Annotated in this window: 13 protein-coding genes, 1 tRNA gene and 1 pseudogene; 6 read left to right on the forward strand and 9 right to left on the reverse strand. The window is 66.7% G+C overall.

From position 1 onward, the window contains the following. Positions 1-101, forward strand: a pseudogene (esxL, locus tag CDN38_RS22955) (type VII secretion system ESX-5 protein EsxL); the annotation flags it as partial. A 149-nt stretch (positions 102-250) separates the two neighbouring features. Here esxL and CDN38_RS22960 read toward each other — a convergent pair. Then, entirely contained in the window at positions 251-2,260 is a 2,010-nt protein-coding gene (locus tag CDN38_RS22960) for a TPM domain-containing protein (protein ID WP_075510278.1), read from the reverse strand. 123 nt (positions 2,261-2,383) lie between these two features. On the opposite strand from CDN38_RS22960, the gene CDN38_RS22965 reads away from it, so the two are divergent. After that, entirely contained in the window at positions 2,384-3,667 is a 1,284-nt protein-coding gene (locus tag CDN38_RS22965; RefSeq protein ID WP_075510279.1) for a deoxyguanosinetriphosphate triphosphohydrolase, read from the forward strand. A gap of 16 nt (positions 3,668-3,683) precedes the next feature. Then, positions 3,684-5,630: a DNA primase gene (dnaG, locus tag CDN38_RS22970; protein WP_075510280.1), complete on the forward strand. Its 1,947-nt coding sequence runs from the start codon at positions 3,684-3,686 to the stop codon at positions 5,628-5,630. Positions 5,631-5,652: 22 nt separating this feature from the next. On the opposite strand, the gene CDN38_RS22975 is transcribed toward dnaG, so the two are convergent. After that, positions 5,653-5,910, reverse strand: coding sequence for a hypothetical protein (locus CDN38_RS22975; protein WP_075510365.1), 258 nt, complete (start codon positions 5,908-5,910; stop codon positions 5,653-5,655). A 192-nt stretch (positions 5,911-6,102) separates the two neighbouring features. On the opposite strand from CDN38_RS22975, the gene CDN38_RS22980 reads away from it, so the two are divergent. Continuing rightward, positions 6,103-6,178, forward strand: a tRNA-Asn gene (locus tag CDN38_RS22980). 4 nt (positions 6,179-6,182) lie between these two features. On the opposite strand, the gene CDN38_RS22985 is transcribed toward CDN38_RS22980, so the two are convergent. From CDN38_RS22985 to CDN38_RS23005, 5 genes are read right to left on the reverse strand one after another with little or no spacing between them, the layout of a single operon-like run. Then, positions 6,183-6,650 (reverse strand): DUF4395 domain-containing protein, encoded by a 468-nt coding sequence (locus tag CDN38_RS22985; protein WP_075510349.1) that lies wholly within the window; start codon positions 6,648-6,650, stop codon positions 6,183-6,185. 25 nt (positions 6,651-6,675) lie between these two features. After that, positions 6,676-7,095 carry a thioredoxin family protein gene (locus CDN38_RS22990; protein WP_075510350.1) on the reverse strand — a complete coding sequence of 140 codons (420 nt, stop codon included), beginning with the start codon at positions 7,093-7,095 and terminating at the stop codon, positions 6,676-6,678. A gap of 60 nt (positions 7,096-7,155) precedes the next feature. Beyond that, positions 7,156-7,842, reverse strand: coding sequence for a serine O-acetyltransferase (gene cysE / locus CDN38_RS22995; RefSeq protein WP_075510351.1), 687 nt, complete (start codon positions 7,840-7,842; stop codon positions 7,156-7,158). 2 nt (positions 7,843-7,844) lie between these two features. Next, complete coding sequence (cysK, locus tag CDN38_RS23000) at positions 7,845-8,777, reverse strand: cysteine synthase A (protein WP_075510352.1); 933 nt, start codon at positions 8,775-8,777, stop codon at positions 7,845-7,847. Then, the gene (locus tag CDN38_RS23005; RefSeq protein WP_075510353.1) at positions 8,774-10,063 is read right to left on the reverse strand and encodes a TQXA domain-containing protein; all 1,290 of its coding nucleotides are present in this window, start codon (positions 10,061-10,063) and stop codon (positions 8,774-8,776) included. Before CDN38_RS23005 ends, cysK begins: the two co-directional genes overlap by 4 nt. A gap of 351 nt (positions 10,064-10,414) precedes the next feature. Here CDN38_RS23005 and CDN38_RS23010 point away from each other — a divergent pair, with 351 nt between their 5' ends. Then, positions 10,415-11,338, forward strand: coding sequence for a family 2A encapsulin nanocompartment shell protein (locus CDN38_RS23010; protein WP_075510354.1), 924 nt, complete (start codon positions 10,415-10,417; stop codon positions 11,336-11,338). Continuing rightward, positions 11,325-13,244 (forward strand): family 2A encapsulin nanocompartment cargo protein cysteine desulfurase, encoded by a 1,920-nt coding sequence (locus CDN38_RS23015; protein ID WP_075510355.1) that lies wholly within the window; start codon positions 11,325-11,327, stop codon positions 13,242-13,244. Before CDN38_RS23010 ends, CDN38_RS23015 begins: the two co-directional genes overlap by 14 nt. 18 nt (positions 13,245-13,262) lie before the next feature. Here the strand turns inward: CDN38_RS23015 and CDN38_RS23020 are convergent, their stop codons facing one another. Beyond that, on the reverse strand, positions 13,263-14,909 hold the full coding sequence (locus CDN38_RS23020; protein WP_099319460.1) for an NAD-dependent malic enzyme: 1,647 nt from the start codon (positions 14,907-14,909) through the stop codon (positions 13,263-13,265). Positions 14,910-14,981: 72 nt separating this feature from the next. Continuing rightward, the gene (locus CDN38_RS23025) at positions 14,982-19,139 is read right to left on the reverse strand and encodes a bifunctional nitrate reductase/sulfite reductase flavoprotein subunit alpha (protein WP_075510356.1); all 4,158 of its coding nucleotides are present in this window, start codon (positions 19,137-19,139) and stop codon (positions 14,982-14,984) included. Positions 19,140-19,406 lie beyond the last annotated feature (267 nt).

Here is a 19,406-nt window from a genome sequence, read left to right on the forward strand (position 1 = left end):
AGGTGATCTACGAGCAGGCCAACGCCCACGGCCAGAAGGTCCAGGCCGCCGGCAGCAACATGGCGCAGACCGACAGCGCCGTCGGCTCCAGCTGGGCCTGACTTCTGCCGGCCTGAGAGGTTTGCGTTTCCGGCGGCTTATTGCGGCCGGAGCGCCGGCCTCGACGAGTTGATTGCGCACGCCTACGCATGGGATGCCCTGTGCGTAGGCGTGCGCACTTTTTGTTGTGCTGCGACTTGGGGTCCGGTCCTTAGAATCGCCCGCCGCCACCCATGAACCCGCCGCCGGACGAGCCACCGGAGGAGCTGGAAGAACCACCGAACGACGTCGGGCTCCAGCCGCCGAAACCACCCCGCAGGCCCCCACTGAGCAGGTTCCCGATGATGATGCCGCCGAGGATCGCTCCCGCGTTGTCGCCGCCCTGCCGGGTGTAGGCCCGCTGAGCAGCCTGCACGTCGGCGTTGGCCAGCGCCTGGGCGTTGGCTGCCAGCGTCGATGCCGCATTGGCGTGACCGATCGCTTCGGTGATCTTGGTCGAACGTTTATCACGCGCGGCGTGCAGCTGACGTTTCGCTTCGGCCAGCCGGGTCCGTGCTTCCGGCCCGATACTGCCGCGACGAGTATCGATATAGTCCGACACCGCGCGCACCCGCGACTCCGCGGTGAACAATGCCTGCTCGAAGGAACGGTTGAGTCGCTCGGCGTTGGCCTGCTCTTGGGCCACAGTGGTCAAGAGGCGGTTGAGATCCGTGCCGGCTTTGGTCAGCCGGCCAAAAGTGGCGAGCGGATCGGCGACGCCGGCGCCGCCAGCGTCGCGGGTATCTTCCAGGGCTTGTGCGGCTGCATCCCGCGCAGCGACGAGGTCGCGGGTTTGCGCCGACGTGTTGCCCGGTGTCTTCTGCAGTTGCTCGTCGGCTTGCTTGATGCCCGCCGTCACATCAGCCAGCACCGACGGCAGCTCGGCGACCGCGCGCCGGATGTCGCCGGCTGCGCTGTCCACCGCGTCGAGTAGCGAACGGGCTTGTCCCAGCGCGGATTCGGCGGCGCGAACGGCATCCACCAAGCCGGACTGCCGGCCGCTCACGGCTTGGGTGGCCAGCTCACGCGCCATGCCGATGTTGCGGTCGGCGAACACCAGGCGTTCCTGGGCGGTGGTGACGTTGGCGGCGACGGAAGTCAGCGCCGTCTCGCCGAATTCGTGGTGCAATTCGGTCAGCCGCTGCTGTGTCGGGGCGATTCGGGTGGTGAGTTCGACGTACTGCTGGGTCAGCAGATCCAGCCGGGACGGGGCGTTGATCACCAAGTCGCGCAGCTCCTCGAAGGCCTCCGTCTGCGCCTCCAATTCCCGGTCGGCCATGGCCGCCGACACGATGACCCGGGTCAGGAGCTCGCGCCGCTGTGCCGGCGTTTCGGGAGCGCTGTCGTCAAGCTGTTGGCGCACGCTGAACGCCTGGGCCAGAGCCGCTTTGGCGTTGTTCACGGCGCGGGTGAACGGTGCGGTGCGCTCTTGGCCGAACTCGTCGATCGCGAGCGCGAGCTCATTGGAGCTGGTGCGCACCGCATTGTCGACAGCGACCACCATCGACCGGGACAAGTCGTCGAGGATGTCGAGCGGCACGGCGGCCAGTGCCCGTTCATCGGTGGGGTCCACGCGTCGTGCCGCAGCCAACGCGTCAGCGCGCCGCCGGCGGGCCCGGTAACGCATCACCACCAGCAGGATCACCACCGCGACGACAATGAGGCCCAGTGCAACCAGCAATATCACCCGGCCCGACGAACTGGGTGACTTGTTGAGCCCATCGGCCGCCGCAACAGCGGCACCGGCCCAGTCGCCGCTGCGCAGTGCGGGTTCGATCTGATTTCGGCGAAGCTCTTCGACCTGGCCGGCGCTGACATCTGGCACGGTCGACGGCACCAGGAAGGCATAGGAGCGGGCGACGGTGGCGACGGCCAGCAGGGCGTCATAGTTCCCCAGCTCGCTGCTACGGAACGTGCTCTGTCCCCAATCCACCGCGTTCTGTCCGGAGAAGTTGTCGACATAGACCACCCACAGTCGGATATGGCGATCGGCGTAGAGCTCGTTGACGGCCGATGTGACTTCGGCGCGGTCAGAACCGCTCAGCACGCCGGCGTTGTCGGTCACGTAGCCCGGCAGCCGAAACGGCGGTTGCGCCCCTGAGGGCGGTGCCAGCAGCACGCCCCCGGTGAGGCCCGTAGTGAAGATCGTCAGAACCACGCCGAGCAGGCGAGCGATGCGCATACGGCTAATTTAGACCCGCGGGCGGGCCGGCTTGAGGCATGCGAGGCCCGGATGCGTCCGCCTTGCCGGGATGGGGCCGCAACGACGCCACCGGCAGCGACCTGCCTGGCAGACTGTCGGTCGGTGACCACGAATCAGCAAGACCCCTACGGCGACTTCGACCGTCAGCGACGGGTAGCCGAAGCGCCGAAGTCGGCTAGTCTGCCGGGCACGGAAGGGCAGCACCGAACCGATTTCGCCCGGGACCGGGCCCGGGTGTTGCACAGTGCTGCGCTGCGCCGCCTCGCTGACAAGACGCAAGTCGTCGGACCGCGCGAAGGTGACACCCCGCGCACCCGGCTTACCCATTCGCTGGAAGTGGCGCAGATCGGGCGGGGGATGGCGATCGGATTGGGTTGCGACCCGGACCTGGTCGAGCTGGCCGGTCTGGCCCACGACATCGGGCACCCGCCCTACGGGCACAACGGTGAGCGCGCACTCGATGATGTCGCGGCCGGTTGCGGCGGCTTCGAGGGCAACGCCCAGAACTTCCGCATCCTGACCAGCCTTGAACCGAAAGTCCTTGACAGCCAAGGGTTTAGCGTCGGCCTGAACCTGACCCGCGCAGCTTTGGACGCGGTCACCAAGTACCCGTGGACGCGCGGTGACGGGCGACGCAAGTTCGGTTTCTACGAAGAAGACCGTGGACCGGCGGCCTGGGTGCGCACCGGCGGCCCGGCTGATCGGCCATGTCTGGAAGCCCAGGTGATGGACTGGGCCGACGATGTCGCGTATTCGGTGCACGATGTCGAGGACGGCGTCGTCTCCGAACGTATCGACTTGCGGGTGCTCGCCGACCACGACGACGCGGCCGCGCTGGCCAAGTTGGGGGAACGGGAATTCACCCGGATCAGTGCCGATGAGTTGGTCCAGGCCGCCCGCCGGCTGTCAGCGCTGCCGGTGGTAGCGGCGGTGGGCAAGTACGACGCCACGTTGGCGGCGTCGGTCGCGCTGAAGCGATTGACCAGCGAACTGGTGGGGCGATTTGCTTCGGCGGCGATCGCCACCACCCGTGCCGTGGCCGGTTCCGGGGCGTTGACGCGTTACCAGGCCGACCTGCAGGTGCCCGACCTGGTGCGGGCCGAGGTGGCGGTGCTGAAAATCCTGGCGCTGCAGTTCATCATGTCCGACCCACGGCATCTGGAAACCCAAGCCCGCCAGCGGGAACGCATTTGCCGGGTGGCACAGTGGCTGTCCGCCGGCGCGCCGCGGACGCTCGACCCGGTGTTTGCCGCGGCATTCCACACCGCGGCCGACGACGCCGCCCGGATGCGGGTCATCGTCGATCAGATCGCCTCCTACACCGAGGGGCGGTTGGAACGCATCGACGCGGGCCACTTCGGCGAGAAGAACAAGGTTTTGCACTGAGCCCTAAGATGAGCGAATGTCGAGTCCGGCAGGGCGCTCCAGGATTTCCGACCGCGACATTGCGGCCATCCGTGACGGCGCCCGCATCGACGACGTGGTCGGCGACTACGTCCAGCTGCGGCGCGCCGGGGCGGACTCGCTGCGCGGTCTGTGCCCGTTTCACAACGAGAAGTCGCCGTCGTTTCATGTGCGGCCCAACCACGGTCACTTTCACTGCTTCGGCTGCGGTGAAGGTGGCGACGTCTATGCGTTCATCCAGAAGATCGAGCACGTCAGCTTCGTCGAGGCGGTCGAACTGCTGGCCGACCGGATCGGCTACACCATCAGCTACACCGGCGCGGCCACCAGCGTGCAGCGCGACCGGGGCAGTCGCAGCAGGCTCATCGCGGCCAACGCGGCCGCGGCCGAGTTCTATGGGGCCGCTTTGGAGTCCGACGAGGCGGCACCGGCCCGGGACTACCTGACCCAGCGCAACTTCGATGCCGAGGCGGCTCGTCGTTTCGGCTGCGGATTCGCGCCGTCGGGCTGGGACTCCCTGACGAAACATCTGCAGCGCAAGGGCTTTGAGTTCAAGGAGCTGGAAGCCGCCGGACTGTCTCGGCAGGGCCGGCACGGCCCCATGGACCGGTTTCATCGGCGGCTGCTGTGGCCCATCCGGTCGTCGGCCGGCGAGGTGATCGGGTTCGGGGCTCGGCGCCTGTTCGACGATGACCCGATGGAAGCCAAGTACGTCAATACCCCGGAGACGCTGCTGTACAAGAAGTCGTCGGTGATGTTCGGCATCGACCTGGCCAAACGCGACATCGCCAAGGGACATCAGGCGGTGGTCGTCGAGGGCTATACCGACGTGATGGCCATGCATCTTTCCGGGGTCACCACCGCGGTCGCGTCCTGCGGCACCGCATTCGGCGACGAGCACCTGGCCATGCTGCGCAGGCTGATGATGGACGACAGCTTCTTCCGCGGCGAGCTGATCTATGTTTTCGACGGCGATGCCGCCGGCCGCGCCGCCGCACTGAAGGCCCTCGACGGCGAACAGAACCTGGCCGGACAGTCCTTTGTAGCGGTAGCCCCGGACGGCATGGATCCTTGCGACCTGCGGCTGGCATCCGGGGATGCGGCCCTGCGGGACTTGGTGGCGCGGCGAACTCCGTTGTTCGAGTTCGCAATTCGATCCGCACTCGCCGAGACGGACCTGAACAGCGCCGAGGGTAGGGTGGCTGCGTTGCGTCGGTGTGTGCCGATGGTGAGCCAGATCAAAGACCCGATGCTGCGCGACGAGTATGCCCGGCAGTTGGCCGGCTGGGTAGGTTGGGACGACGTCGCCCAGGTCGTCGACCGGGTACGCAGTCATGCCAGAACCGTCAAGACGCCGGGTAGGGGTGGTCCTGGAGCGCCCGGATCGAAGCCGACCCGGCGGCCTGGACAGCAGCCCGCTGATGCGCCTTCGGCCGAACCCGCCGCCGCTCGTCCCGACCCTCGCGACCCGACGCTGTGGCCGCAGCGTGAGGCGCTCAAATCGGCCCTGCAGTACCCGGCGCTGGCCGGACCGGTCTTCGACACCTTGACCGTCGAGAGCTTCACCCACCCCGGATACGCGGCCGTGCGTGCGGCCATCGAGGCGGCGGGAGGGACATCGGCCGGCGTCACCGGGGCGCAGTGGATGGACATGGTGACCCGGCAGACCACGTCGCCGTTGACCACCGGCCTGATCAACGAATTGGCGGTAGAGGCGATTGCGGTCGACGACGACAAGTTGCCGCGCTATATCGGCGGAGTGCTGGCCCGCCTCCAAGAGGTGTGGATGGGCCGGCAGATCGCCGAAGTCAAGTCCAAGCTGCAGCGTATGTCGCCGATCGAACAGGGCGACGAGTATCACGCGCTGTTCGGCGATCTGGTGGCCATGGAGGCCTACCGGCGCAGCCTATTGGAGCAGGCCAGCGGCAACGACCTGACCGCGTGAGGGTGGCGGCGTCGTCGGCGCGCTATTTCGCCTGGCGCTCGACAACCCGTTCGGCCCGCTCGATGATGGCCGTCTGCTCGTCGATCTCGGTCACCGTCACAAAGCCCGAGTCGGGGGAGATTCGATTGGCGATCTTGCGGCGGCCCCCATCGATCATCGACTTGGCCACCGGACTCCCGGTCAGCGCGCGGTAGGTGCCGGCGATCTGCTCATAGCGGCGACGGCCGGCTTTCGCCCCCAACACATACCCAATCCCCAGCACGGCGACATACCCGATCAAAGCGGTCCCTCCGACTATCAGCGCGGTTCGTTCCATCCTGCCTCATCCGCCGGAGTACGGGCGCGCCGATGCCGCGAGGCGGGTAGCCGCCGACGGGCTCGGCAGTCTGGCTGATCCCGCTAGTTGGCGCGGGTACGCCAGTACGCTAGAGTCGTCCCGCGATCCGCGACAGCATTGCCGCGGACGTGCCGGTCCCCTGTAGCTCAACTGGCAGAGCATTCGGCTGTTAACCGAAGGGTTGAAGGTTCGAGTCCTTCCGGGGGAGCCAGGTCTCAGGCATCCGGCGCTTTGGCCGCTGGCGCTCGGCGGAGTCGGGCGACCAACGGGTAAAGCTGACAACCCAGGCAGATGCCGAAGGCGGCATTCAGGAAACAGGCGAACAGCGCGAACGAGGTCGCGACCACGCCCAGCACCGGGACCGCGACGGCGAAGCCGACGACTCCGATGACCGTGAAGACAAGCCCGACCACCTGGGCGAACTTCAGCGGTGGCACCGGTTCCCGCTCGGTCACCGGTCCCAGCCGGGGCGCTACCAGCGTGGCGAACAGCAGGCCGTAGGGGCTGTTGCGCGGGCCGCGCAGCGCACTGATGGCGAAGACGACGGCCTGGGCAACCAGTATCACCGCCGCCGCCATGGTGCTGAACACCGAGACGATCAACGCCACGATGAGGACCGTCGTGGTGATCCACGCGGCAAATCGCGGACCGCGAACGTCCACTTGTCCGGGATTATTCGACATAAGTCCGCTCCTTTTGCGAAAGCTCTCAGGTGAGCAGGGGCTGCAACGCTGCCCGCAGATCGGCCGCCTTCGGCACCCCCGCGGTGCGGTACAACTGCCGCCCGTCCGCGTCGAAGATGAACGTGGTGGGTAGCGACAGTACGGCCATCCGCTGTGCGGCAACCGGATTGGTGTCGATATCGATCTCGACATGTGCCACATCGGGCAAGCCGGCGCACACCTCGTCGACCACGCGGCGCACCACTGCGCACGGACCGCACCACGCGGCGCCGAAATGCACGACCGTGGGACCGGTGTCGGACAAGCCGAGATCGGAGGTGTCCTGATGAACCGCGGCGCCGGTTTCCCGCAGCACGCCGGACCGGCGATTGACCGTCCAGCCGATCGCCGTCGCACCTGTCAATGCTGCGATGAGCGCCGCCGAGGCCATTGCGATCGAGCTCATCGGCTCGCCACGCTTGTCGTCGTCGTCATAGTCGTCATTGTCGGGCCTTCCTCAGATGAATCAGATGGAGAAGTCTTCGCCATGCCACACACCGGCCTCGGGCGGCCGGATCACCCGTCCGGCCGGTGGGTGGTGGTCGGCTTTGGCCTCCAGCCTGGCCACCCGGCTGAGCAGCGACTGGAGGCTGACGCCCACCAAATCGGGCAACACCGAGTCGTCGTGTCGGGACGAGCCGTTGCGGCTGATGACCTGCCCGGGGACGCCGACCACCACCGCGGCGGACGGAACATCTTTGACCACAACGGAATTCGCGCCGATCCGGCTGCCGTCAGCGATCTTGATCGGACCGAGGATCTTGGCGCCGGCTCCGATGATCACCCGGTCACCGACCGTGGGGTGGCGCTTACCGATATCCGTTCCGGTGCCGCCGAGCGTGACGCCGTGGTAGAGGGTGACGTCGTCACCCACTTCGGCGGTTTCACCGATGACCACGCCGGTCGCGTGATCGATGAACAGGCCCGAGCCCAGGACGGCGCCGGGATGGATGTCGACACCAGTCAGGATGCGGGTGAGTTCCGCCAACGCCCGGGCAGCCAACCGCGCACCGTGCAGCCATAGCCAGTGGCTGATCCGGTGGCACCACACCGCATGGACACCCGGGTAGCAGAAAACGACCTCCACTACGGTCGGCCGGGCCGGGTCGCGCTGCCTGGCCACCCGCACGTCGCGCCGTATCTCTGCCAGCATGGTTAATCACTCAGATCCGCGAACAACGGCGTGCTCAGATAGCGTTCGCCAAAGTCGGGGAGTACGACGACCACGAGTTTGCCGGCGTTCTCCGGCCGACGGGCCACTTCCACCGCGGCCCACGCGGCCGCGCCCGAGGAGATGCCGACGAGCAGACCTTCCTCCTTGGCCAGCCGCCGGGCCAGGTTGAACGCGTCGTCGTTGGCCACGGTGATGACCTCGTCGACCAAGCCCATGTCGAGCACCGGCGGGATGAACCCGGCGCCGATGCCCTGGATCGGGTGTGGTCCTTTCTGACCCCCGGACAGCACCGGCGACGCGGCCGGTTCCACGGCGACGAACTGCGCCGACGGCCTGCGTTCCTTGATGGCCTGCGCGACACCGGTGATGGTGCCGCCGGTGCCGATGCCCGACACGAAGATGTCGACCTTGCCGTCGGTGTCCTTCCACACCTCCTCCGCAGTCGTCACGGCGTGGACGGCGGGGTTGGCCGGATTTTCGAATTGCTGCGGGATGAAATACCGCTCGTCGGTCTTGGCCAGTTCTTCGGCCTTGGCGATGGCGCCTGCCATGCCGTCGGCGCCGGGGGTGAGCACGAGCTCGGCGCCGTAAGCGCGCAGCAGCATGCGTCGCTCGATGCTCATGGTGTCGGGCATGGTGAGCACGCATTTGTAGCCGCGCGCGGCGGCCACCATCGCCAGCGCGATGCCGGTGTTCCCGCTGGTCGGCTCCAGGATGATGGTGTCCGGCTTGATCAGGCCCGCCTTCTCGGCGGCGTCGATCATGGCTACCCCGATGCGGTCCTTCACACTTCCCGCCGGATTGAAGGATTCCAGCTTGGCCACCACGTCGGCCACTGCGCCGTCGGTGACCCGTCGCAGCCGGACCAGCGGCGTGCCCCCGATCAGTTGAGTGATGTTCTCGGCGATGGTCATTGGCGATCTCCAGCGATGTCGGCGCGGACCTCGGCGGCCTGCCAGTTGATGTCGAACTCGATTGTCACGTGCACGGGTGTCGTCAACGCGACCGGCGTGAGCCGCTGAGTTGTACTCGCCAACGCCACTCCGGTCAGCACCCGTCCCCCCAGGTGGTGGTGGGTGGTCGTGGCAGTAAGCGTCGTCGCTGTGGTACCGGGTGCTCGGCGCAGGTAGAAGTCCGCACCGGGTTGAACGGTTCCGGTGACGGCACGCCCGTCGGCGTCGACCAGTTCGTGGCCGTCAGGCACGTTGAATGCCAACGGAATTCGGACCTGAAACGGCCCGACGAGTTCCGAGTCGACAGCGGCGGCGGTGTCGAGGAGGTGCGGTTCGTCGTTCTCCCGCAAGGCCGTGTATGCCCCCGCCAGCAGGTAGTTGTAGAGGTGCACGACTCGGTCGGCGTTGCGATAGTGGCTGGAACCGGTCAGCCAGAAGTCGACGTGGTCGATCACCGGCGTGGTGTCGGAGGTGGTGACCAGCCGGTAGCAGCGGTAGCCGTGCGCGCCGTACCCGTGGCTGCTGGTCGACAAGGTGCTGCCGACGCCGAGGGTGCGCTGGTAGCGTCCTCGGCCGGCATCGGTGGTCAGTTGGGATCCGGAGATGTCTTGCCAGACAATGCCATCCGTCGACTTCTGCAGCTTCACCGCCACGGGGGAGTCGGACGCCGTCCACAGTGAATAGCCACCGAGCTGTGGCCGCCCGTCGAATTCGAAGGTGAGCACCGGTCCAGGCCCGCGGCGTACCGCGATGGGGGCATTGAGCGGGCGGGTGTCCAGCGCCATGCCGTTGGTGAAGTACCAGATCGCCGCCTGCGTTGCGGCGATGGCTTCGGGTTCGGTGATGTTGGCCGGCCCCAGCGGGTACCCGGCGGCGCGTAGCCGCCGGCTCAGCTCGGCGATCGGTCGCATCGGGAAGGAGTTGCGCAGGATCCAGTCCACCTCGGCTTCACAGTCGCGGGTGTGCAGATGTGGCAGGGCGGACCAGGAGCCCAGGCGGTAGGGCGACGGGTGGTGTGGTGCGACGCCGGTGAAATCCAGCGAGTAGGCCTGCACGTTCGGGTTCAACCTGATCAGGTCGGTGCGGGCGGTGGTGCCGTCGGCGAACACTATCCGGTCGACGGTGTGTGAGTACGTCCCGCCTCGGTAGCGGGTCATCCGGGTCAACTCGGTGGCCGGTCGGACCCGGATGCGCCGACGGGTCGCCACCGGGGCCGGCGCGCGGTGCGGGATGGACAAGACAGTCATAGGGGCGGTTGCTCTTCCTGAAGACTTTGGGTCGCGCATATCACAGGGCCGCGAGGCGGCGAGCGCAGACGATTACTGAACGGTCAGAAAGCGTCAGGAATCAACAGCAACAGCAACAGTCCGCGGCGATGCAGCGCGTAAGGACAAAGCGCAGCTGTACGGCCTGTTGCATGGCAGCCATTATAAGGCATGCCCAGATATCTCCTGTTCGGCTCATCGAAGATGTAACGCTTTGCCTGTGCATCGGCGTTTAATACGCTCAGCGCACGTGCGGGCGCTGCCAATGATGGTGGCGCCCGACCTCCAGGCCCGGCGCCTGCGCAGGGATCGATCAGGTACGGAAGGACAACGATGAGTTCGCCGCAAAACGAGTCTCAGGCGCTGGGTGACCTTGCCGCCAGGCAGCTCGCCAACGCCACCAAGACGGTCCCGCAGCTTTCGACGATCACACCCCGCTGGTTGCTGCATCTGCTCAGCTGGGTGCCGGTGGAAGCGGGTATCTATCGGGTGAACCGCGTGATCAACCCGGAGCGGGTGGCCATCAAGGCCGAAGCCGGCGCGGGCACCGACGGGCCACTGCCGGAGACCTACGTCGACTACGAGACCAGCCCGCGGGAGTACACGCTGCGAACCATCTCCACACTGCTCGACATCCACACCCGGGTGTCCGACCTTTACTCCAGTCCTCACGACCAGATCGCGCAGCAGTTGCGGCTGACCATCGAAACCATCAAGGAGCGCCAGGAGTTCGAACTGGTCAACAGCCCCGAGTACGGCTTGCTTGCCCAGGCGACACCCGGGCAGACCATCCGGACCCTGGCCGGAGCGCCCACGCCCGACGATCTGGACGCGCTGATCACCAAGGTCTGGAAGACGCCGAGCTTTTTCCTGACCCACCCCCAGGGCATCGCGGCGTTCGGCCGGGAGGCCACCTACCGTGGCGTGCCGCCGCCAGTGGTGAGCCTGTTCGGCGCGCAGTTCATCACCTGGCGCGGCATCCCGTTGATTCCGTCGGACAAGGTGCCGGTTGTCGACGGCAAGACCAAGTTCATCCTGGTGCGCACCGGCGAAGAACGTCAGGGGGTAGTGGGCCTGTTCCAGCCCGGGCTGGTGGGGGAGCAGGCGCCGGGGCTATCGGTGCGGTTCACCGGCATCAACCAATCGGCGATCGCGACCTACCTGGTGACTCTCTACACATCCTTGGCGGTGCTCACCGACGATGCGCTTGCCGTGCTCGACGACGTGGCGGTGGACCAGTTCCATGAGTACCAGTGAGCACCCGCCGCTAGACGCCGCGGGCGACCCGCCGATCAGCGCCGCGGAGCTGGCCGCATTGGCCGGTCAGCTCTACGCCGCCGGCATTCGGCCGGGCTTCGACAGCCCGCCGCAGGCGGCTCCGGTGGCCCCGCGCGGCAACGTGCCCGACACGACGGCCGCAGCGGCGGCAGGGCGGGCGGCCGCCGGCGCGTTCGATGCGGTGCCGGCCGCGGTTCCGTCGGTCGGCGTAGCCGACATCTACCTTCCGGCGCCGACGTCGCCGGAGCCCGAGGGGCCGCCGCAGACGGCACCGGTGGCTCCGCGCGGAAGCATTCCGGATACGACGGCGGCGCCGGCGGCATCGACGGCAGCTGCCGGCGTGGCGGATCGCTACCCACCGGGTGCCGGCGAGCTGACGACGTTCGCGGTACCGAGCTCAGGCATTGTGCCGACGGCGCCGGGGGTGCTGGCAGGGGCGGCGCGCCACGTTCCGGTCGCTCCGCGCGGCTCGATGCCGGTTTCGCGGCCCGACTGGCCGGGTGCGGCGCCGTCGGTCGGCGACCTCGGCTGGTCCGACACGGTGCCGGCCCGCCGCGATACGCCGCTCGGTGACGAGCGCAACTACTCCTTCCTCACCCCGTTGCTCACCGAGGCCGACCCGGTGCCGAAGCCGGCCGGCGATCACCGGGCGATCGATGTCTTCAATGTCGAGGCGCTACGCGCCGACTTTCCGATCCTTCGCGAGACGGTCAACGGCAAGCCGTTGATCTGGTTCGACAACGCGGCCACCACCCAAAAGCCACAAGTGGTCATCGACCGGCTCGCGCACTTCTACGCCCACGAAAACTCCAACATCCACCGCGCCGCGCACGAGCTGGCGGCCCGGGCCACCGATGCCTACGAGGAGGCCCGCGGCACCGTCCGCCGATTCATCGGCGCGGCCCGCGACGAAGAAGTCATCTTTGTCCGCGGCACCACCGAGGCCATCAATCTGGTGGCCTACGCATGGGGCGGAAAACATCTGCGCCCGGGCGACGAGATTGTCATCACTTATTTGGAGCACCACGCCAACATCGTTCCGTGGCAACTTATTTCGCAGCAGACCGGTGCCGTGCTGAAGGTGGCACCGGTTGACGAAGCCGGCAATCTGCTGCTGTCGGAGTTCGAGGCCCTGCTCGGTCCGAAGACCAAACTCGTTGCGGCAACTCATGTCTCGAATGCCCTGGGTACCGTGACACCGGTACACCAGATTGTCGAGCTCGGACACCGATACGGCGCCCGGGTGCTGATCGACGGTGCCCAGTCGATTCCGCACCTGCCGATCGACGTCGCCGAGCTCGGCGCCGATTTCTTCGCCTTCTCCGGGCACAAGGTCTACGGCCCCACTGGAATCGGTGTGCTCTACGGGCGCGAGGACGCTCTTGCCGAGACACCGCCGTGGCAGGGTGGCGGCAACATGATCACCGACGTCACGATGGAGCGCTCGCTGTATCAGGGGCCGCCGAGCAAGTTCGAAGCCGGCACCGGCAACATCGCCGACGCGGTGGGTCTCGGCGAGGCGCTGCGTTACGTCGAACGGGTGGGGATCGAGCGCATCGCCGCCTACGAGCACGAGTTGCTGCGGTACGCGACCCCGCGGCTGGCCGATGTCCCCGGTGTTCGTCTGGTGGGCACCGCGACCGAGAAGGCCAGTGTGCTGTCGTTCGTGCTGGCAGGCCATGAGCCGCTCGAGGTCGGCAAGGCACTCAACGCCGAGGGCATCGCGGTGCGTGCCGGACATCACTGCGCCCAACCGATTCTGCGTCGCTACGGCTTGGAGGCCACGGTTCGCCCGTCGTTCGCGTTCTATAACACCTTCGACGAGATCGACGTGTTCATCAGCGCGGTACGCCGTATCGCCGAGGGCGGCACGAACGCCGGCTGAGCGGGATTGCGTCCGCATTCAGTCGTAGACCGGCAGCCACATGGTCTCGACGATGGCTCGCGCGACGTCGTCATGGGTCTTGGTGGCTACGCCGTCGTCGACTGCGGCGTGATAGACGGCCTCGGCGACCGTCGCCGAAATCCCGCGGAGATCCTGAACGTCGGGCAACAGCGAATCCCCGGGCTTGGCCGGATTAGCCCGGCGCGCAAGGGCTTTGGCCGCCGCGCGGAGCATGCCCTGGGTCAGCAGCCGGGCTCCGGCCACGACGACGCCCAGACCGATGCCCGGAAACACCAGTACGTTGTTGGCCTGACCGATGGTGTAGGTGGTGCCGCCGTATTCGACGGGCGCGACCGGGGTACCGGTGGCGACCAGAGCCTTACCGTTCGACCACGCCAGGACGTCGGCCGGCATGGCTTCCATCCGCGAGGTCGGATTGGACAGCGGGAAGATCATCAGGCGTTCGCAGGATGCCGTCATCGCTTCGACGACCTCTTGGGTGAACGCGCCGGAGACCGTCGAGGAGCCGAGCAACACGGTCGGCGAGGACAGCTTGATCGCGTCGACCAGTCCGATCCGTGCCCCGACCTGGACGCCCAGCTGGTTACGGTTTTTCGCATACGGCACCTGGAATTCCCGCAGACCCTCCATGTCGTCGAACAGCAGTCCCTGCTTGTCGATAGCCCAGATCTGCGACGTCGCCTGCTCGACAGTGGCGCCGTCGGCCACCATCGCGTCGCGGATCTGGTCTGCGACACCCATACCCGCGGTGCCGGCCCCGAAGACGATTACCCTCTGGTCGCGAACGGGGACGCCGGTGACGTGCGATCCCCCGTCGATGGCGGCCACCACCACCGCGCCGGTGCCTTGCACGTCGTCGTTGAACACGCAGTACTGCCCACCGTAGGTCTGCAGGATCATCCGTGCGTTGGCCGGCCCGAAGTCCTCGAAGTGCAGCAGCGCCCGCGGAAACATCCGGTGGGCGGTCTCGATGTAGCGCTTGATGAACTCGTCGTACTCGGCGCCGCTGCGCCGGGCGTGCCGATTACCCAGATAGAACGGATCCTGCAACAGCTGCTCGTTATCGGTGCCGACGTCCAGCGACACCGCCAGGCAGCGGCGGGGATCGATGCCGCCACCGGCGGTGTAGAGCGCCAGTTTGCCCACCGCGATCTGGATGCCGCCGACACCCCAGTCGCCGATGCCCAGGATGGCTTCGGCGTCGGTGCAGACGACCAGGTCGACGTCGTCGGGTCCGAGGCCCAGGGTTTGGAAGGCAGCCGCGATGTCGTCGGGTTCGTCGATGCTCAGGAACAGGCCGCGTTGCCCACGGTATTCATCGGAGAACCGTTGGATCGCTTCGCCGACCGTGGGCGTGTACACCACCGGCATCAGTTTGGGCAGATGGTCGATCAGCACCTTGTAGTAGAGCAGTTCGTGGCGGTAATGCAGCTGTTCCAGCAGCAGGTTGCGGCCCAGATCGGTGGCCAGGCTCTGCAATTGATGCCACACCCGGTCGGCCTGCTGGTCCAGGGTGAGCACCGCGGCCGGCAGGCGACCGATCAGGCCGAGCTGCCGGCGTTGCTCGTGGGTGAAGCCGACCCCGCGATTGAGACTGGGCGTGGACAGTGCTGTCGGAAACCGCGGCACGCGGGCATCGCTCATCACCATCTCCGTTCGTGACCTGACGCGTCAAGTCACGGTAACGCCGGGGAGGCCCCGCGAAGGGCAACTGGGTCAGTAGACGTCGCGGTGGTAGCGCTTGGCCGCGCTCAGCGACCGCACGTAGGCGGTGGCCGCTTCGGTATCGAGGCGCCCGTGCTCGGCAGCGATTTCGCAGAGCGCGCGGTCGACATCCTTGGCCATCGGGTCGGCGTTGCCGCACACGTACAGTTGCGCTCCGTCCTGCAGCCATCGCCACAGCTGCGCGCCGTGCCGGCGCATCAGGTGCTGCACATAGACCTTCTCGTGCTGATCGCGCGAGAACGCCAGATCGAGTTCGGTGAGGAAGCCGTCGGCGTGCATCGCCTGGATCTCTTCGCGGTAGTAGAAGTCGGTGGCGGCGTGGCGTTCCCCGAAGAACAACCAGTTCGGCCCGGTGTGGCCGAGCGCGCGTCGTTCCTGCAGGAATGCCCGGAACGGCGCGATGCCGGTTCCCGGACCGATCATGATCATGGGTGTCTGCGGATCGCTGGGGAGCCGGAAGCTGCTGGATTTCTTTACATACACCGCGATCTCGTCGCTGGGGGAGCGGTCGGCCAGATAGGTCGAGCACACCCCGCGCCGCGGCACGCCCTGAAAGTTGTACCGCACCGGCGACACGGTCAGGTGCACTTCCCCGGGGTGCTGTTTGGGGCTGGACGAAATCGAATAGAACCGCGGCTGAAGAGGTTTGAGCACGGACAGCCACTCGTCGGCGGTCGCGGTGACCGGCGCTTGGGCCAGCTGGTCGACCAACTGACGTCCCCAGGACCAATCGGCAAGCGCGGCTTTGTTTTCCGGGCGCATCAGGTTAGCGAGCTGGTCGGCGACGTCGCGGGCCGCGGTGCGCTGCTGGACGAAGCGCAGCAGGTCGAGGCTGATGTGGGCGATCTCGAGCCGATCGGTCAATGCGGCACGCAGCGACATCGTCCCGTGGTTGGCGACCTCGACTTCGGTGTGACCGTCCAATCCGGTCACCGTCAGCCATTCGTCGACCAGCCGGCTGTCGTTGCGGGGCCATACCCCCAGCGCATCACCGACTTCGTAACTGACCGCTTGTTCCGGAGCATGGAAAACCAACTGCCGCACATCTTTTGATGAACGGGGCTTGCTGAGCGTGGTGTTGCGGACCACGCTGGTAACGAGTGGGTTCTTCTTGGTGCGTGCCGTGGGCTTAGCTGTTGGTGACGCGTGCGGTGACGTGACCGTGGTCGGTGCCGTACCGCGCAGCTCGTGCAGAACCCGGCTCAGCCAGCTGGCGGCGGGAGCCTCGTAGTCGGGTTCGCAGTCGACGCGGTCGATGATGCGGGTCGCGCCCAACTCGGCAAGGCGCTGGTCCAGTGCGCGCCCGTGACCGCAGAAATTGGCATAGTTGGAGTCGCCCAACGCTAGGACGGCGTAGCGGATACCGGCCAGCTGCGGCGCGGTTTCAGCCGCCAGCGCGCGCCAGAAAGCTGCGCCGTTGTCGGGCGGATCGCCGTCCCCGGTGGTGCTGGTGATCAGCAGCAGCTGCCGCGCCGTCGGCAGCTGCGACACCGGGAATTCGTCCATGCCGCGCAACGCGACCGGCAGCTGGGCCGCACGCAGTCGCGCGGCGGCGTCAGCGGCGATTTCTTCCGCCGTCCCGGTTTGCGACGCCCACAACACCACGATCGGTGCTCGCTCGGGGGTTTCGGTGACCGGCACCGGTTGCGGCGTCTCGGCGCGCGCGAACATGCCGGCGAGCAAGCCGTCCAACCACAGCCGGGTGGGGGTATCGAATGGAGCGCTGACCGGCACGGTGGGAACCCCGGCCATCCGCCGACCGGTTTCGGTGCGCAGCCCCGCGAGTAAACCGGCAAGGTAGCAGCGGGCGAACGGATCGAACTGCGGCATCGGTTCGTTCGCCACCCCGAGGAACTCGGCGAGCGCGTCGACGTCGGCCACACCGAGGTGCGGTGTGTCGGTGAGCAATGTCGGTTCCGGTCGGTCGGCCGCGCCGGCGGTGGGTTCGTCTGCCGAATGTGGCTCGGGCGCGGGTTGGGCAACCTTCGTCAAGGTGACCGCACACACCTTGTATTCCGGTTGCCGCGATATCGGGTCGACGGCGTCGTTGGTGACCGCATTGATCGAGAGGTATTCGCCGAAGACGTCGTTCCAGTGGAACGGGGCAAAACAGTTGCCGAGCCGCACCCGGTCGGTGACCAGGGCGGGCAGCACCGCACGGCCGCGGCGAGACGCTATCTCGACGTGGTCACCGTCGCGGATGTGCAGCCGCGCGGCGTCATCGGGGTGGATCTCGACCAACGGGCCCGGGTTGAGTTTGTTGAGTTTGGCGACCTTGCCGGTCTTGGTCAGCGTGTGCCATTGGTGCGGCAGGCGTCCGGTGTTGAGCAGGAATGGGTAGTCACCGTCGGGCATCTCGTCGGGCAGCAGATGGGGGCGGGCGAAGAACACCGCCCGTCCGCTGGCAGTCGGGAACGCCAACCGCGGCACCGTGCCGTCGTCGCGCACCAACCGTGTCTGGCTGACCCCGTCGTTGCGGTAGCGGATCGGGTTGCGGCCACTGCTGTCTGGTGGGCAGGGCCACTGCAACGGTGTCTCGCGCAACCGATCGTAGCTGATGCCCCGCAGGTCGTACCCGGTTGCCGGGTTCGAGAACCGCTTGATCTCTTCGAACACGTCCGCGGCGGATTGGTAGCTGAACGACTCCGAATAGCCCATCTCGCAGGCGATCCGGGCAATGATCTGCCAGTCCGGCAGCGCCTGTCCGACCGGCTCGACGGCCTTCTGGAACAACGTCATGGTCCGCTCGGAATTGACCATCACCCCCTCGGACTCGGTCCACAGCGCGGCGGGCAGCAACACGGTTGCGTACTCGTTGGTCTCGGTCTCCGCGAACGCGTCCTGGCTGATCACCAGTTCGGCCTTCTCCAGACCGGCCAGTACCGTCTTCCGATTCGCCACGGTGGCAACGGGATTGGTGCAGATGATCCAGCATGCTTTGATGTCGCCGGCGGCCATCCGGGAAAACATGTCCACCACACCGGCGCTGACCTCGGTGCGCAGCGACCCCTGCGGAATACCCCACTGCTGCTCCACGAATTCACGGTCGGCGACCGAGAGCACCGAGCGCTGTCCCGGCAGACCCGGTCCCAGGTAACCCATTTCGCGTCCGCCCATGGCATTGGGCTGCCCGGTGAGGGAGAAGGGGCCGTTTCCGGGCTTGCAGATTGCGCCGGTGGCCAGGTGCAGGTTGCACAGCGCGTTGGTGTTCCAGGTGCCGTGGGTGCTCTGGTTGAGTCCCATTGTCCAGCAGCTCATCCAATTGGCGGCTTCGCCGATCCAGCGCGCTGCGGTGCGAAGGTCTTCGACAGGGATGCCGGTGATTTCGGAGACCACTTCGGGTGTGAACTGCTCGAGAAAGCTCGGCATCACCTCCCAGCCTTCGGTGAACTCGGCGATGAAATGCGGGTCTGTGTGGCCGTTTTCGACGATCAGCCGCAGTAAGCCGTTGAGCAGCGCCAGGTCGGTGCCGGGGGCGATCTGCAGGAACAGGTCCGCCTTGTCCGCGGTCGCGGTGCGGCGCGGGTCGACGACGATCAATTTGGCGCCCGCTTGAACGCGTTCCATCATCCGCAGGAACAGGATCGGGTGGCAGTCAGCCATATTGGCGCCGATGACGAGAAACACGTCGGCCTGATCGAAATCCTGATACGAACCGGGCGGTCCGTCTGCTCCCAGCGACAGCTTGTACCCCGAACTGGCACCGGCCATGCACAGCCGCGAATTCGCCTCGATCTGGTTGGTGCCGATGAACCCCTTGGTCAGTTTGTTGGCCAGGTACTGGGCCTCGATGGACATCTGCCCCGACACGTACACCGCGACCGCGTCCGGGCCGTGCTCGTCGATGATGGCGCGTAACCGCTTGGCACAGTGGGTGATCGCATTGTCGATCCCGACCGCTTCGAGGGGCTCCCCGCGGTCGTTGCGCAGGTATGCCGACTCCAGCCGTCCCGGTGCGGCGAGCAGGTCGGCGGTGGTGGCGCCCTTGGTGCACAACCGCCCAGAATTAGCCGGATGCGAGGTGCGGCCAATTGACTTGGCAATGTGGCGCTTTCCGGTTGCCGCGTCCGTTGTGACCTGCAGCACAATGCCGCAGCCCACGCCGCAATAGGCACACACAGTCTCCACGGCGTCCTTACCGGGCGCCATGAGTTCCCTGGCCACGCCTTACGTCCTTTCTGCAACCGTTGCTTACGCACCACTGCGCAACGGTGTATTGGCCAAATTCTGCGACAAGGATGTTTCGGTACGGGATGTCGGACGTTTCGGCCGTTTTACGGTTTCGTCGCAGCGGGTTAGCCGTGTCCGTGCGTTGCTGGAAATCGGCGAACACGTCTGCCGGGCCGTCAAGCCGAGCCGGTCATCCCTGGGTCGTCATCGACCGGTGATCTCGAGGTCAGATTACCTGCGAGTTAT

Source organism: Mycobacterium ostraviense (assembly GCF_002705925.1).
GTDB lineage: Bacteria > Actinomycetota > Actinomycetes > Mycobacteriales > Mycobacteriaceae > Mycobacterium > Mycobacterium ostraviense.

What these genes read in the sequence shown, in the direction of transcription:
- CDN38_RS22960 (WP_075510278.1), bottom strand. Translation starts at nt 2,260, where the DNA reads ATGCGCATCGCTCGCCTGCTCGGCGTGGTTCTGACGATCTTCACTACG.
- dnaG (WP_075510280.1), top strand. Translation starts at nt 3,684, where the DNA reads ATGTCGAGTCCGGCAGGGCGCTCCAGGATTTCCGACCGCGACATTGCG.
- CDN38_RS22985 (WP_075510349.1), bottom strand. Translation starts at nt 6,650, where the DNA reads ATGTCGAATAATCCCGGACAAGTGGACGTTCGCGGTCCGCGATTTGCC.
- CDN38_RS22990 (WP_075510350.1), bottom strand. Translation starts at nt 7,095, where the DNA reads ATGAGCTCGATCGCAATGGCCTCGGCGGCGCTCATCGCAGCATTGACA.
- cysE (WP_075510351.1), bottom strand. Translation starts at nt 7,842, where the DNA reads ATGCTGGCAGAGATACGGCGCGACGTGCGGGTGGCCAGGCAGCGCGAC.
- cysK (WP_075510352.1), bottom strand. Translation starts at nt 8,777, where the DNA reads ATGACCATCGCCGAGAACATCACTCAACTGATCGGGGGCACGCCGCTG.
- CDN38_RS23005 (WP_075510353.1), bottom strand. Translation starts at nt 10,063, where the DNA reads ATGACTGTCTTGTCCATCCCGCACCGCGCGCCGGCCCCGGTGGCGACC.
- CDN38_RS23010 (WP_075510354.1), top strand. Translation starts at nt 10,415, where the DNA reads ATGAGTTCGCCGCAAAACGAGTCTCAGGCGCTGGGTGACCTTGCCGCC.
- CDN38_RS23015 (WP_075510355.1), top strand. Translation starts at nt 11,325, where the DNA reads ATGAGTACCAGTGAGCACCCGCCGCTAGACGCCGCGGGCGACCCGCCG.
- CDN38_RS23020 (WP_099319460.1), bottom strand. Translation starts at nt 14,909, where the DNA reads ATGAGCGATGCCCGCGTGCCGCGGTTTCCGACAGCACTGTCCACGCCC.
- CDN38_RS23025 (WP_075510356.1), bottom strand. Translation starts at nt 19,139, where the DNA reads ATGGCGCCCGGTAAGGACGCCGTGGAGACTGTGTGTGCCTATTGCGGC.